This window comes from Mycobacterium sp. TY815, assembly GCF_030755135.1.
In the GTDB taxonomy this organism is placed as follows: Bacteria; Actinomycetota; Actinomycetes; order Mycobacteriales; family Mycobacteriaceae; genus Mycobacterium.
The window spans coordinates 3,928,058-3,942,395 of record NZ_JAUFRX010000001.1; the positions used below are offsets into that span (position 1 = coordinate 3,928,058).

Here is a 14,338-nt window from a genome sequence, read left to right on the forward strand (position 1 = left end):
TTGCCTCGCTGCTTGGTCAGGTCAAAGCGGGTCGCGACCGGTGTGTCCCGGACGAACTCATGGACAGGGAGGTCACAGCAACGTGAACCGAGCAGTCATGTTGCGCATCGCCGCATGCGGAACTATCGGTCTCGGAGCCGCACTGCTGATCGCCGCGTTGTTGTTGTCCACCTACACCAGCAGCAGGGTCGCGAAGATCCCGCTCAACCTGGACGCGACGCTGATCAGCGAGGGCACCGGAACCGCGATCGACGCCGCCTCCCTGTCCACCGACCGGGTCGTCGTCAACCAGAACGTCCCCCTGGTCTCCCAGGAGCAGATCAGCGTCGAAGCGCCCGCCAACGCCGACGTCGTCACCCTGCAGGTCGGGTCGTCCGTCCGGCGCAGCGACAAGCAGAAGGACAGCGGGTTGATGCTGGCCATCGTCGACACCGTGACAGTCAACCGGAAGACGGCAATGGCGGTCTCGGACGATTCCCACCCGGGCGGCTACGTGCAGAAGCCGCGCGGCATCGGCGACGAGAACCCGCCGACCGCGATGCCGTTGCGGCACGAGGGCCTGGCCTACCGCTTCCCGTTCAACACCGAGCGCAAGACCTACCCCTACTTCGACCCGATCGCCCAGAAGCCGTTCGACGCCAACTATGACGGCCAGGAGGACGTCAACGGCCTGAGTACCTACCGGTTCACGCAGAACGTGGGCGTTAACAGCGAGGGCAAGCTGGTGGCCCCGATCACCTATCCGTCGCTGTACGGCGGCAACGAGGACGGCAAGATCACCACGAGCGCGTCGATGTGGGGTGTGCCCGGGGAACCGAACGAGCAAATCACCATGACCCGCTACTACACCGCCAAGCGCACCTTCTGGGTGGACCCGGTGTCGGGCACGATCGTCAAGGAAACCGAGCAGGCCCACCACTACTACGCCCGCGACGCACTCAAGCCCGAGGTGACGCTGGTCGACTACAAGCTCACCTCGACTCAGGAGACGGTGGAGTCGCAGGTCAACTCCGCGCGGGACGAACGCGACCGGGTGGCCTTGTGGTCACGGGTGCTGCCGATCACGTTCACCGCGATCGGGCTGATCGCACTGATCGGCGGCGGCGTGCTGGCCTCGTTCAGCCTTCGCACCGAGAGCGCATTGACCGACCCGAGCCTGGATCGCGACGACACCGACTTCCTGCGGCGGGCGGGGCTCGAACCTCCGACTCCGGGAGCGGAAGCCGAAACCGAGAAGATTCCCGCCCAGCGACCTGATCTGGTCGAGGACGATCCGAGTCCACTGGATCCCGATCCGCCGAAAGATCCGCCGGAGGGTTCGGAGTCTCCGCCGACCGAAAAGACCTAGCCCGTGCGGGCCAGAATGGCCCGAGGAGGAGCCGGGCAATCCAGCCAACGCATGCGGGCCTGGATGGCCCGGCCGGCGTACGCCCTCGCTCTGTCGCTGCTGGTGGCCGGGCCGCTGTTGGGTCCCGGATATCTGCTGCTGCGCGACGCGGTGTCCACTCCGCGGTCCTACCTCTCTGACACCGCACTCGGGTTGACGGCCGCGCCCCGCGCGACGCCTCAGGACTTCGCGGTGGCGCTGGCGTCACACGTCCTCGACGGCGGTGTGGTGGTCAAAGCGCTTCTGGTGCTGGGCCTGTGGCTGGCTGGCTGGGGTGCGGCGCGGTTGGTGGCGGCGGTGCTGCCCGAGGCTTCGGGTGGCGGCGAATTCGTCGCGACCACGGTGGCGATCTGGAACCCCTACGTCGCCGAGCGGCTGCTGCAGGGCCATTGGAGTCTGCTGGTCGGCTACGGCTGCCTGCCGTGGGTGGCGACGGCGATGGTCGGATTGCGCTGTGGTGACGCGGGCTTCTGCGGGCTGGCTTTCTGGATCGCGCTGGCCGGGCTGACACCGACCGGGCTGATCCTGGCCGCGACGGTGGCGCTGGTATGCGTGGCTGCGCCCGGGAACGGACGGCCACGGTGGCTGTCTGCCGTGGCGGCGTTGGGCTGCTCGGTGGTGGGCGCGCTGCCGTGGCTGGTTGCCTCACTGGCCGGGTCGTCGTTGCGGGTTGGCAACGAGGCCGGCGTCGACGTCTTCGCCCCCCGAGCCGAGCCGGGTCTGGGCACCCTGTTGAGCCTGGCCGGCCTGGGCGGGATCTGGAACGGCGACGCGGTCCCCACCTCGCGGACAACGCTTTTCGTGGTGGCAGCGGCCACCGTGCTGCTGGGGGTGGTCGCGGTGGGACTGCCGGTGGCGGTGCGGCGACCGGCCGCCCGGCCGCTACTGCTGCTCTCGGTGGCGGCCGTGGTGTTGCCGGCCCTGCTGGCGACCGGCCCCGGATTGCACGTGCTGCGCGCGGCGGTGGACGCGGTGCCGGGCCTGGGGGTGCTGCGCGACGGCCAGAAGTGGGTGGCGCTGGCGGTGCCCGGCTACTGCCTGGCGGCTGCCGGCGCGGTGGTGACGTTGCGCCGGTGGCTGCCGTCGACGGTCACTGCGGTGGTGTGCTGCCTGGTGTTGGTGCTGGTGCTGCCCGATCTGGCCTGGGGGGCGTGGGGCAGGGTCGCCCCGGTGCGCTACCCGCAGGGGTGGACGGCGGTGAGGGCCCGGATCAACGCCGAGCCCGGTGCCGTCGCCGTCCTGCCCACCGGGACGATGCGGCGCTTCTCCTGGTCGGGGCCGGCTCCGGTGCTCGATCCGCTGCCCCGCTGGGTCCGTGCCGATGTGCTGAGCACCGGCGACCTGGTGATCTCCGGAGTGACCGTGCCGGGGGAAGGCGACCACGCCCGGGCCGTGCAGCAGTTGCTGCTGTCCGGGCAGGAGCCTTCGAAATTGGCCGCGGCGGGGCTGGCATGGCTGGTGGTCGAGTCGGGCAGCCCCGGCGACATGGGTTTCAGCCCACGCACCGTCTCCTCTCTGACGCCGGCCTACCGGGACAACGACATCGCGCTGTACCGCATAGGCGGCCGCAGCGCGGGCGCACCGGCGTCTCACCGCCGGTGGGTCCTGCTCGCACATTTCGCCTGGCTGGCTCTGCTGGCGGCCGGCGGGACGGGGTTGGCACTGCGCACGGTCGCCGACCGCCGCGCCAGAGTTCCTGGCGCAAATCACCAATGAGTTACGGCGACAATGCGTTTCGGCTCATATCCCGATCGTGGTTCTGGCCAAATTCATACGAAACTTTATTGATGAAGCAGATTTCGCTATATAGCCTTCTTTACGGAGCTACGACAACCGCCGTGCCGTAAAGGAACCTGATGCAACTCGACCGCACCACTCGACCCTCGTCGTCGGGCAAGCGAGCCCAGGGATTGTTGCTCGGCTATAGCGGCGCCCTGGCCTTCGTCGCCGGCTTCGTCAACGCCGTCGCCCTGTTGTTGCTGGCCTTCCCGGTCGGCAACCTCACCGCCGTCACCACCCAGCTCGGCATGAACACCGCCAACCCACTGCTGTACGAAGGTCACATCCTGGCGGCGATCCTGCTGGGATTCTGGTTCGGCGCCTTCATCGCAGGGGCCATCCTCGGCCACAGCCACCACCTACCGGGCCCCCGGCACGCCGCGGTGCTGACCGTCGAAGCGATCCTGCTGATCCTTGCCGCACTCGGCGTGGAGGAGACCCAGGTCAACGCGTTGATCGAGTCGCTCGGAGTCGAGCAGACGGCAGTGCAGGCGTTGCTGGCCGCCGCCGCACTCGGCATGCAGAACGGCTTGACATCCAGCTTCCGCGGGATGGCGATCCGCACCACCCACTTCACCGGCACCGTGACCGACCTCGGGTTGATGCTCGGCCGGGCCCGACGGCAGGGCATCGAGAAGTGGAAGGCCGCCGTGCTCTCGCTGACTCTCGTGCTCTTCCTGGGCGGCGGGACCGCCGGCCTGCTGATCGGCACGTCACTCGAGGGCTACGCCTTATTGGTGCCGGCGGCGCTGTGCGCCACGATCGCCGCGATGAGCGCTTGGCCGTTCCGTGGCCGGACCCGGTTTATGACAGCCTGGCAGGCACCGCGGCGCGTCAGCCAACCCGCAGCGGTCAGCGCCTGATCGCCGGCACGGCCGACGTTACGGAGTCGGCCGGCACCTCTTCAGGCACACCCCGGGCCGCGCATGCAGGACATGCGAAGGCATCGGTGACCTGGTGCCAGCGGATGCGCGGGGATGCACCACTGCTGCGAACGTGACCTAATCACGTGGCGCGGACGCCCTGGTCGATCGCGCGTTTCGTGACGATTCAAGCCACTCACCCATCTCCGATTTGTTTACAAATCAGATTATTTTGAGTATGGGATCCGTAATCGCATCTTTCCGCTTATGCTCACCGGACACGGAGCGCTCGCCTCCCGGTCAGGGTCCCGTGCCGCCTGTGGGACCTGTCCCGACAGCACGTCGAGCGCGGAAAGTGGGTGTCTCAGATGTCGTTTGTGTCGGTGTCTCCGTCATGGGTGTTGGCGGCTGCTTCGGATGTGGCGCGGATTGGGTCGTCGGTGAGTGCGGCGAATGTGGCGGCGGCGGTGTCGACGACGGTGGTGGTGCCGGCGGCGGCTGATGAGGTGTCGGCGGCGATTGCGGCGTTGTTTGGGGATCACGCCAGTCAGTACCAGGTGGTTGGGGCGCAGTTGGGTGAGTTTCATGCCCAGTTTGTGCGGGCGTTGACGGCTGGTGCGGGGGCTTATGGCGTGGCGGAGGCGGCTAATGCTGCGGGGCAGGTGTGGGAGTCGGGGGTGTTGGGGGTGGTTAATGCGCCGACGATGGCGTTGGTTGGGCGGCCGTTGATCGGCGATGGCGCCAGTGCGGCCGCGGGTACCGGTCAGGCTGGTGGGGCTGGGGGGTTGTTGTGGGGCAATGGCGGCAATGGCGGTTCGGGGGCGGCGGGTCAAAACGGAGGCGCTGGTGGGGCGGCGGGTCTGATCGGGCGTGGCGGGGCTGGCGGTGCTGGTGGTGTCGGGCTGGCCGGTGGCGCGGGTGCCAGCGGGGGCAGCGGTGGGGCTGGGGGCTGGTTGTGGGGTAACGGCGGGGTTGGTGGGGCTGGTGGTGTCGGTGGTAGTGGGCTGACGGCGGGGGCGCAGGGCGGTATGGGTGGTGCCGGGGGTGTGGGTGGTGCCGGTGGTTGGCTGACTGGGATCGGTGGGGCCGGCGGTGTCGGGGGTGCCGGGGGTGCCGGGGGTGCGGGGCTTAACGGTGCTGATGGGGTTGGCGGCGGGGCCGATGGCGGCAACGGGACCCATGGTGGCAACGGCGGGATCGGCGGGTCCGGCGGGGCCGGGGGCAGCGGCGGATTGCTGAGCAAATTGTTCGCTCCCGCAGCCGGGCAGGGTGCGGGGGGCGTGGGGGGTGATGGCGGTGCCGGCGGGGCCGCGGGAAACGGCGGTGCCGGCGCTGTCGGGGATATTGCGGTTAACGGTGGCGCGGGTGGGCGTGGTGGTGACGGGGGCAATCCCGGTGTGGGCGGCGCGGGTGGGGTTGGTGGCCTGGGTGCTGGTGGTGTGCGGGCTGGCGGCGGTCAGGCGGGGGCTTCGCCGACCAGTGGTGGTGATGGGGGTTGGGGTGGGCGCGGCGCGAACGCGGTGGATCCCGGCGCCAGTGGTGGAGCGGGTGGGGCCGGGGGTCACGGTGGCCTGTACGGCGATGGCGGTTGGGGCGGTTGGGGCGGCACCGGCGGTGTGGGTGGCGCCGGTGGCACCGGTGGCCTGGGTGGTGACGGTGGTACGTACGGCAACGGTGGCTGGGGTGGATTCGGCGGTGTCGGTGGGGCGGGCGGTAACGGCGGTCACGGCGGTGTCGGCGGTCAGGGCGGCATGTATGGCTCCGGGGGCTGGGGTGGCGCCGGAGGTGAGGGTGGCACCGGGGTGGCCGGTCTCAACCACGGCGCCGGTGGGCATGGCGGGGCGGGCGCGGTCGGCGGTGCCGGCGGGTTGTACGGCGATGGCGGTAATGGTGGGTGGGGTGGTTATGGCGGGGCGGGTGCCGCACCGCTGGCCGGTGCTGATCCCGCTGATGGGGGTGTGGGCGGCAACGGTGGCTCCGGTGGAGCCGGTGGGGCTGCGGGTGCGTTGGGTGGGAACGGCGGTATCGGCGGTGAAGGCGGCCGTGGTGGAAACGGCGGGTCCGGCGGTGGCGGCGCGCGTGGTGCTGACGCGCTGATTGCTGGTGGTGATGGTGCTCACGGTGCCAGCGGTGGCAATGGCGGCGCGGGTGGCATCGGCGGCAACGGCGGCGCGGGTGGCGCCTCGACTGTCGGGACGGTCGGGGCCGACGGGGCCGGCGGCGCCGGCGGCGACGGCGGCAATGGCGGGGCGGCCGGTGACGGTGGCCGCGGCGCCGACGGGGTGATGAGTGTCAACAACGGCGCCGGCGGGCGTGGCGGGAATGGCGGCAACCCGGGCGTGGGTGGCGCGGGCGGGGCTGGCGGTGTGGGCGCTGAGGGCACCCAGACGGCCGGTGGCAACGGCGGATTGTCCGCCACCAGTGGTGGTGACGGCGGCGACGGCGGCCGGGGCGCGGACGCGATCGTGCTCGGCGGTAAGGGTGGCGCTGGTGGCTCCGGCGGTGACGGCGGGTTGTACGGCAACGGCGGTCACGGTGGTGCCGGCGGCAACGGTCAGCAGGGTACGTCCGCCGTGGCCAGCAGCCTTACCGCCCAGGGCCAGAAAGGCGGCGCCGGCGGCAACGGCGGCGCCGGCGGCGCAGGCGGAGCCCTCGCCGGAGACGGTGGAGCCGGAGGCGCCGGAGGCAGTGGCGGTCAAGGCGGGAACGGCAGTAATGGCCTCAACGGCGCCGACGGAGTGGGCCAGGGCGCTAACGGGACCAAAGGCGCAACTGGCGGCAACGGCGGGGCCGGCGGCGCCGGTGGTAACGGCGGTGCTGGGGGTGCCGCGGTGGCCGGGCAGGCCGGGATCCACGGCGCAGGGGGTGTGGGCGGCGATGGCGGAAATGGTGGAACCGCCGGCAACGGCGGCAACGGACGCGACGGCGTAATCGGCTTCAATGGCGGCGCCGGTGGGCGCGGCGGCGATGGCGGCAATCCCGGTGTCGGCGGAATCGGTGGTACGGGCGGCCTGGGCGCCGACAACATTCACGCAGCCGACGGTCAAGCAGGAGGCTCCCCGACCGTCGGCGGCAACGGAGGCAACGGCGGCCGTGGCGCCGACGCGGTGGCCATAGGCGGTGTGGCCGGTCACGGCGGAGCAGGCGGCAATGGCGGCATCTATGGCAACGGCGGTAATGGTGGCGCCGGCGGGACCGGCGGAACCGGCTCCCTCGGCAGCGCCGGCGGTGTCCTGGCCGATGGCACGGGCCTGGCCGGCGGCATCGGCGGACTTGGCGGCCGCGGCGGTGACGGCGGACTCGGCGGCAAGGGCGGCAGCCTGGGTGGCCACGGCGGTGACGGCGGCGCCGGCGGAGCCGGCGGAGTCGGCGGGCAGGGTGGTGCCGGCGGAAACGGTGCCAACGGTCCCACGCCCGGCTCCGATGGGGGCACCGGCGGCAACGGTGGTGACGGCGGCCAGGGCGGTGCGGGTGGGACCGGCGGACTGGGCGGGGCCGGCCTTGACGGTTCCGGCGACCGTGGTGCCGGTGGCGCCGGCGGCGCCGGCGGTAAGGGCGGCATCGCCGGCAACGGCGGCAACGGAGCCGAGGGGCATTACCAGATCAATGGCGGCAAGGGAGGCAACGGCGGCAATGGCGGCAACCCAGGCTCCGGCGGCCAGGGCGGATCCGGTGGCATCGGAGCGACCAACGGAAACACCGGCGCCACCGGGTACACCCCCACCCAGGGCGGCAACGGCGGCAACGGCGGCAACGGCGCAAACTTCCAGCCCCGAGGCGTCGATGGCGGCGCCGGCGGCAACGGCGGCCACGGCGGCTCCTACGGCAACGGCGGGCGTGGCGGCAGCGGCGGCGTCGGCGGGCTTGGCACCAGTGGTGTCGATGGCGGGGTCGGCGCGGACGGTGAAGACGGCGGCTTCGGCGGCCGCGGTGGCGACGGCGGTTCCGGCGGCAACGGTGGCGCGCTAGGCGGCCATGGCGGCGATGGCGGTTACGGCGGGGCCGGCGGCGGCGGCGGCTCCGGCGGAAACGGCGGGGTTGGTGCCAGTGGAGCAGCCTTCGGCGCTAACGGCGGCGACGGCGGCAACGGAGGCAACGGCGGTTTCGGCGGCGCTGGGGGCAACGGCGGTTCAGGCGGGACCGGCATGAGCGGCAACGGCCAACGTGGCCCCGGCGGTTTCGGCGGCAACGGCGGCAGCGGCGGGATAGCGGGCGATGGTGGCGCGGGCGCCGACGGGCACCCGTGGGTCAACGGCGGCAACGGCGGCAACGGCGGCAACGGCGGGAATCCGGGCACCGGCGGCAAAGGGGGCGTCGGTGGCCTCGGCTCCACCACAGGCGGCACGGGTGCTACCGGCGCCAACCCCACCAGCGGCGGCAACGGCGGCAACGGCGGCAACGCAGCCGACGGCAACGGCAACTTCAACCCCAACGGTGGAGTCGGCGGCAACGGCGGCAACGGCGGTGACGTTGGCGATGGGGGCACAGGCGGTAATGGCGGTAACGGGCTGAACGGCACGCAGGGGCCCAGCGGATCCTCCGGTTTCAATGGATTCAACGGTGGCGCCGGTGGCAAAGGCGGCAACAGCGGCACCGTGGCCGGCAACGGCGGCAATGGCGGCGCGGGAGGAAAGGGCGGTAGCGGGGGGACTGGCGGAAACGGCACTCTCGGTACCGCCGGAACCGATACCTCGATCAACGGTGGCCGAGGCGGCGACGCCGGCGGCGGCGGACTCGGCGGATCCGGCGGCGCAGGAGGTGATGGCGGCCGAACCCTCAACGACATCGGCATCGACGGTGTCGGAGGCGCGGGGGGCAGCGGCGGCGCCGGCGGCAGCGGCGGCAGGGGCGGCAACGGCGGTAACGGCCACAACCTCACAACCAACGGGGGTGCGGGCCTGGGCGGTAACGGCGGCACCGGTGGCGACGGCAACCTGGGTGGAGCGGGCGGCCGTGGCGGCAGCGGTTCACTGATCGGAGCCGATGGTGCAACGGGCCTCAGGGGCAATGGCGGGGCAGGCGGCAATGGGGGCAACGGTGGCAACAGCGGCACCACACCCCTGCTGCCCGCCAACGGCAACCACGGCGGGCGGGGAGGAGACGGCGGCTCAGGCCGCATAGGTGGCGACGGCGGCACCGGCGGCACCGGCGGTAGCGGTGACGACTACAGAGCGGGCACGGGTGGCAATGGGGGAGGCGGCGGTAGCGGCGGCACCGGCGAAACGCAAGGCGGCAGGGGTGGCAGCGGCGGCACCGGCGGGAGCGGGGGCAACGGCGCAGACGCCATGAGCGTTGTCGCGGGCGGTAAGGGCGGGAATGGCGGATCGGGTGGTGCCGGAGGCTCCACATATGCCACCGGCTTGGGTGGTGCCGGCGGCGACGGCGGGAAAGGCGGCAAAGGCGGCAACGGCGCCCGAGTCATTCCCGGCGGCTCCGGCGGCGAGGGCGGGGCCGGCGGTCAAGGTGGGAACCAGGGTGAGTTCGGCTCAACCGGCGGTCCCGGCCAATCGCCCACCAGGGACGCCGACGGGATGGGCGTAGGAGGTGACGGAGGTGCTGGCGGCGACGGCGGCGCGGGCCGATTGAGCGAGTAGTTGTGACCCGGCCCCTGCTCTGCGGGTCTTTTCAGATCACGCCGCTGACGTACCGTCCGGCTTGGACGGCCACCAGGACAGAGCGCAGCGCTTCGGCGCTCTGCCGCCAGGAGAATTCGGCGCTGCGCACCTGCGCCTTCGCGCCCAACTGCTCGCGCAGCACGTCGTCGGACAGCAACTGTTCGAGCCGGTCCACCAACTCGGCGCGGTTATCCACGAGCACGCCCGTGACGCCGTCGATGATCGAGTCCGACAGTCCGCCCGAGGACCGGTAGCCGATGGTCGGCACGGCGTGCTGGCCGGCCTCGACCACCGCGAGGCCCCAGCCCTCCTTGCGCGAGGGCAGCAGCTGCACCCAGGAGCTTTGCAGCACATGGTGTTTGGTCACGTCGTCGACATGGCCGTGAAAAGTCACCGCATCGGCGATGCCCAGGTGGTGCACATGCTCGACGAGCCGCTCGCGCCACCATCCACCACCCACGACGTCCAGATGCAGGCCCGGGATCCGGGCGCGCAGCACCGCAACCGCGTCCAGCGCGTCCTCGATCTGCTTGTGCGGCACCAGGCGCGACAACACCACCACCCGCGGCGCGGCCGACCGCGGGCCGGCCATTGTCTGGATCGGCGCCTCGTCAAGACCGTTGCGCACCACGGCAATCCGCTCGCCGCCCACGCCGAGCGCCACCAGGTCCCGCGCCGACGGCAGGGACACCGTCACGTACTGGTTCGCCCGGTGCACCCGCGGAGACAACGTCGATTCGACGAACCAGCCCACCCGGGACAGCACCGGACCGGCGACCGGCCACTGCTCGCGGTGGCAGTGGTGAACCAGCACCACCGCCCGCCGGCCGTAGATCAGCCGCGCCAGGAAAGGGAGTCCGTTCTGCGTGTCGACGACGACGTCCGGTTTGACGCGACGCAGCGGGCCCATCCCGAGTTTGGCCAGGGCCATCGCCAGCATCGCCCAGATGTAGACCGTGTAGCGACCGCCGGAGCGGCTGATGCGCACGCCGTCGACGATCTCGCGTCGGGCGGCGCCGGGATAGCGGGCGGTGCGCAGTGTGACAGTGACGCCGGCAGCGGCGAGCTGGGCGCCGATGCGCTGCAGGTAGGTCTCGCTGCCGCCGCCCTGCGGGTGGCCGGTATCGCGCCAGCACAGCAGCAGGACGGATCGCAGGTCAGACATCGAGGACCAGCCTAACGGGCGCGGCCTGGCCGGGCAGATGCCCGATGGCGAATGGCCGCGGACCCGCCTCGATTTTAAAGTCGTTTTAGCATCTGATGCGTTGATGTATCATATAGACATCTGCCCGCACCGGGCACGCTCAGAAAGGGACGACATCGTGTCACGATTCGCGCTGGCCTCTTCGCCGACGGCGCTCGACCAGGATCGCGCCGCCCGGCGCGCAACCGCGTCGGAGGAGCCCGACTGGCGCATCCGGGCGCTGTGCAGGTCCGGTGACCCCGAGCTGCTGTTCGTCAGCGGGGCAAAGCAACGTGAGGTGGCGTCGATCTGCCGGAACTGCCCGGTCAAGTGGGAATGTGCGGCCGATGCGCTCGACAATAAGGTGGAGTACGGCGTCTGGGGCGGCCTGACCGAGCGCCAGCGCCGGTCCCTGCTCAAGAAGTACCCCGAGGTCGATTCCTGGGCCACCTTCCTCGCCCGGCACCAGACCCACCGCCGGGGTTCGCGTTGACGACAATGCTGATTCAACGCCGCCGCGGACCGATGGCCGCACTCGCCTGCACGGCCGCGCTGACCGCCGGCCTGACCGGGTGCAGCCGCGTGAGCTTCTTTCCCTCCGTCGACAGGCCCACCATCACCTATCAGGGCGGCGCCATGGCCGAGACCAACGACGCCGACGTGGTTGTCGACGGCCAGCAGCACAAAGTTGACGGCAAGATCGCCTGCATCGCCTTCGCCGGCGGGGAAACGATGATCTCCATCGGCACAGAACCAGTCGCCGTCAAAATCACGTTGGCCAACAACCGCGATGCGCCCAGAGTGCGAATGGTGATCCTGCAGAACCTCATCGGCTACACCCTTTTCGTGATGGACCCGCCGGAAAAGGGTGAGGCGTCGGTGAGCCGGGATGGCAACCGCTACATCATCGGTGGCATGTCCTGGGGGCTCGACTCCCACAACGACGACGTCAAGAAGCCCTTCCGAATCCAGTTCACCTGCCCCTGATCGCCACGTCGCCCGTAGGGTGTGCCGAGCGAGGCGACCTTCGCCGGCGGCCGGGTCGTCGACATCTGCCTATCCCCAACCGCGAGTGTGCAGCTGTCGCGGTCCCGGACCCGTTCAGTTGCGCTCGGTAGCACGCCGCACTCCCAGCTGATGCCGATTGAGGCGAGACGGCAACGGTGAGTTCTCCCATTGGCCGCCGGCCACCCAATCTCGCAGGATCGCCGCCTCTATCTGGTTGGTGATGGGACCGATCCAGTACGGCGCCCCGGAGGCCGTCCGATCATGGGTGCATGGCTGCAGCAACGCCATCACGCCGCATCCAGCTGGCCGGGATGCGCACGTCAGTGGTCCGAGCATGCATTCCGCAGAGACGAGCATGCCATGCGGACAGCGCCGCACTATCGGCAGCAGTTCCTCGATGACCGGGACGTCCTGATGTGTCGCGCATGCGTTGCACACAACGACGGTGAAAGGACGTGCATTGCCGTCAGTCATGCGTCGCGCCCTTCTACGTCTCAGTGGCTGTGGGAGGTTTCCCAGACCGGCAGCGGATCGGGGTAGGATCGCCAGGCCAGCGGCCCGGTCGCCATTTCCGGGTCGGTGAGCAGAGCCGCTTCCAACAGCCCCAGGACCCGCTCGCGGTCTAGCCGGATACCGATGAACACGATCTCCTGGCTGGGGCCCATTTCGGCCGACGACCAGTACTGCGCGGGCTCGAGGACGAGATTCGGGCCAGCCTGCGACCAGATCGCGGCGATGTCTGAGCGACTGGCAATCCAGCAGAACCCCTTGCTGCGCAACAGTCCGTGCAGCTCGTTGATTGCCGAATCCAGGCGCTGGGGGTGGAACGGCCGGTTCGCCCGGAAGGTGAGGCTGCTGATGCCGTATTCCTCGGTCTCCGGGGTGTGGCCACTGGCAATCTCCTCGTCCCATCCGGGGGACTCAGCCGCCGCGACCGGGTTGTAGAGCCCGGTGTCAAGAACTTCACCGAGGTCGACGACGCCCTTGACGGTACGCAGGATCTTGGCCGTCGGGTTGAGCCGACGTAACGCCGACTCGACGGTGCCCACCGCGCGCGGGCTGACGAGGTCCGTCTTGTTGAGCAGCAAGACATCGGCAAACTCCACCTGATCGACCAGCAGGTCGGAGATGCTGCGGCCGTCGCCTTCCGCGGCCGCCAGATTGCGCTCGTGCAGGGCGTCGCCGCGGACCAGCTCGGACAGGAAGGTGGAGGCATCGACGACGGTCACCATCGCATCCAGGTTCGCCACCTGGGAGAGGCTGGACCCGTCGTCGAACTGCCAGGCGAAGGTGGCAGCGACCGGCATCGGTTCTGAGATGCCGGTCGATTCGATCACCAGGTTGTCGAAGCGCTGGTCGGCCGCCAGCTTGCCGACGGTGTCCAGCAGGTCCTCACGCAGCGTGCAGCAGATGCAGCCGTTGGTCAGCTCGACCAGCGACTCCTCGGTTCGGTCGAAATGGCCCTGACCAGCAACGAGCGCCGCATCGATGTTGACCTCGCTCATGTCGTTGACGATGACCGCGACGCGCCGTCCCTCCCGGTTCGCCAGGATGTGGTTGAGCAGTGTGGTCTTGCCTGCCCCGAGGAACCCGGACAGCACCGTCACCGGCAAGCTCTTATTGATAATCATTTTCATTAAGGGCAGATGGTAGCGGCCTCGACGAGTCTTGTCGAAAGCGCGTCGTAGGGTGTGCCGCGTGGCCCGTCCTGCACCGTCAACCGACGTGTTCGCGCGACGCGCGACGCTGCGCCGGTCGGTTCGGCTGCTGTCGGAGTTCCGCTACGAGCAGCCCGATCCCGCACGGTTTTACGGCGCGCTGGCCGCCGACACGGCCGCGATGGTGACCGATCTGTGGCGGGGGCTGCGCGGCGAATCCCCCGCGGGTTGCACCCTGCTGGACGTCGGTGGCGGGCCCGGTTACTTCGCGTCGGCATTCACCGGCGCCGGAATCCGCTACATCGACGTCGAGCCCGATCCTCGCGAGATGCATGCGGCCGGACCATGCACCTCCGGCGGGTCGGGCACCTTGGTGCGGGCATCGGGCATGGCGCTGCCGTTCGCCGACGACTCCGTCGACGTCTGCCTGTCGTCCAACGTCGCCGAGCACGTGCCGCGGCCCTGGCAACTGGGCAACGAGATGCTGCGGGTGACCAGGCCGGGCGGACTGGTGGTGTTGTCTTACACCGTCTGGCTGGGACCGTTCGGCGGGCACGAGATGGGTCTGACCCACTACCTCGGCGGCGCCCGGGCCGCCGCCATGTACGAGCGCAGACACGGCCACCCAGCCAAGAACAACTACGGATCGTCGTTGTTCGCGGTGTCCGCTGCGGACGGCTTGGCGTGGGCCCGGGCCACCGGGTGCGCCGTCGCGACTTTCCCTCGCTACCACCCGCGATGGGCCTGGTGGGTGACCTCCGTACCGGTGCTGCGCGAGTTCGCGGTGAGCAATCTGGTGTTGGTCCTCTCGCCGCAATAATGGAACATGTTCTAATCTCGCGTCG

Annotated in this window: 10 protein-coding genes; 7 read left to right on the top strand and 3 right to left on the bottom strand. The window is 70.3% G+C overall.

Annotated features, from left to right (window positions below; translation table 11 throughout):
• Nucleotides 1–82 precede the first annotated feature (82 nt).
• The 4 genes from QXK92_RS17080 (at nucleotide 83) to QXK92_RS17095 (ending at nucleotide 9,623) form a co-directional block, all read left to right on the top strand.
• Nucleotides 83–1,348 carry a DUF3068 domain-containing protein gene (locus QXK92_RS17080; protein ID WP_306243116.1) on the top strand — a complete coding sequence of 422 codons (1,266 nt, stop codon included), beginning with the start codon at nucleotides 83–85 and terminating at the stop codon, nucleotides 1,346–1,348.
• A 63-nt stretch (nucleotides 1,349–1,411) separates the two neighbouring features.
• Nucleotides 1,412–3,103: a hypothetical protein gene (locus QXK92_RS17085; protein WP_371934560.1), complete on the top strand. Its 1,692-nt coding sequence runs from the start codon at nucleotides 1,412–1,414 to the stop codon at nucleotides 3,101–3,103.
• Nucleotides 3,104–3,243: 140 nt separating this feature from the next.
• Nucleotides 3,244–4,029, top strand: coding sequence for a YoaK family protein (locus QXK92_RS17090; RefSeq protein WP_306243118.1), 786 nt, complete (start codon nucleotides 3,244–3,246; stop codon nucleotides 4,027–4,029).
• A gap of 368 nt (nucleotides 4,030–4,397) precedes the next feature.
• Nucleotides 4,398–9,623: a PE family protein gene (locus QXK92_RS17095; RefSeq protein ID WP_306243120.1), complete on the top strand. Its 5,226-nt coding sequence runs from the start codon at nucleotides 4,398–4,400 to the stop codon at nucleotides 9,621–9,623.
• A gap of 31 nt (nucleotides 9,624–9,654) precedes the next feature.
• Here QXK92_RS17095 and QXK92_RS17100 read toward each other — a convergent pair whose 3' ends face one another.
• Nucleotides 9,655–10,809 (bottom strand): glycosyltransferase family 4 protein, encoded by a 1,155-nt coding sequence (locus QXK92_RS17100; RefSeq protein WP_306243122.1) that lies wholly within the window; start codon nucleotides 10,807–10,809, stop codon nucleotides 9,655–9,657.
• A 154-nt stretch (nucleotides 10,810–10,963) separates the two neighbouring features.
• Between QXK92_RS17100 and QXK92_RS17105 the strand changes: the two genes are divergently transcribed.
• Together QXK92_RS17105 and QXK92_RS17110 are read left to right on the top strand one after the other, a co-directional pair.
• Nucleotides 10,964–11,320 carry a WhiB family transcriptional regulator gene (locus tag QXK92_RS17105; protein ID WP_306244493.1) on the top strand — a complete coding sequence of 119 codons (357 nt, stop codon included), beginning with the start codon at nucleotides 10,964–10,966 and terminating at the stop codon, nucleotides 11,318–11,320.
• Between the two features lie 5 nt (nucleotides 11,321–11,325).
• Nucleotides 11,326–11,814 (top strand): lipoprotein LpqH, encoded by a 489-nt coding sequence (locus QXK92_RS17110; protein WP_306244494.1) that lies wholly within the window; start codon nucleotides 11,326–11,328, stop codon nucleotides 11,812–11,814.
• Nucleotides 11,815–11,928: 114 nt separating this feature from the next.
• On the opposite strand, the gene QXK92_RS17115 is transcribed toward QXK92_RS17110, so the two are convergent.
• Entirely contained in the window at nucleotides 11,929–12,309 is a 381-nt protein-coding gene (locus QXK92_RS17115; protein ID WP_306243123.1) for a hypothetical protein, read from the bottom strand.
• Between the two features lie 20 nt (nucleotides 12,310–12,329).
• Nucleotides 12,330–13,466, bottom strand: coding sequence for a GTP-binding protein (locus QXK92_RS17120; protein WP_306244496.1), 1,137 nt, complete (start codon nucleotides 13,464–13,466; stop codon nucleotides 12,330–12,332).
• A 67-nt stretch (nucleotides 13,467–13,533) separates the two neighbouring features.
• Between QXK92_RS17120 and QXK92_RS17125 the strand changes: the two genes are divergently transcribed.
• Complete coding sequence (locus tag QXK92_RS17125; protein ID WP_306243125.1) at nucleotides 13,534–14,313, top strand: class I SAM-dependent methyltransferase; 780 nt, start codon at nucleotides 13,534–13,536, stop codon at nucleotides 14,311–14,313.
• The last annotated feature ends 25 nt before the right edge of the window (nucleotides 14,314–14,338 follow it).

What these genes read in the sequence shown, in the direction of transcription:
- QXK92_RS17085 (WP_371934560.1), top strand. Translation starts at nt 1,412, where the DNA reads ATGGCCCGGCCGGCGTACGCCCTCGCTCTGTCGCTGCTGGTGGCCGGG.
- QXK92_RS17115 (WP_306243123.1), bottom strand. Translation starts at nt 12,309, where the DNA reads ATGACTGACGGCAATGCACGTCCTTTCACCGTCGTTGTGTGCAACGCA.
- QXK92_RS17100 (WP_306243122.1), bottom strand. Translation starts at nt 10,809, where the DNA reads ATGTCTGACCTGCGATCCGTCCTGCTGCTGTGCTGGCGCGATACCGGC.
- QXK92_RS17095 (WP_306243120.1), top strand. Translation starts at nt 4,398, where the DNA reads ATGTCGTTTGTGTCGGTGTCTCCGTCATGGGTGTTGGCGGCTGCTTCG.
- QXK92_RS17120 (WP_306244496.1), bottom strand. Translation starts at nt 13,466, where the DNA reads ATGATTATCAATAAGAGCTTGCCGGTGACGGTGCTGTCCGGGTTCCTC.
- QXK92_RS17090 (WP_306243118.1), top strand. Translation starts at nt 3,244, where the DNA reads ATGCAACTCGACCGCACCACTCGACCCTCGTCGTCGGGCAAGCGAGCC.
- QXK92_RS17110 (WP_306244494.1), top strand. Translation starts at nt 11,326, where the DNA reads ATGCTGATTCAACGCCGCCGCGGACCGATGGCCGCACTCGCCTGCACG.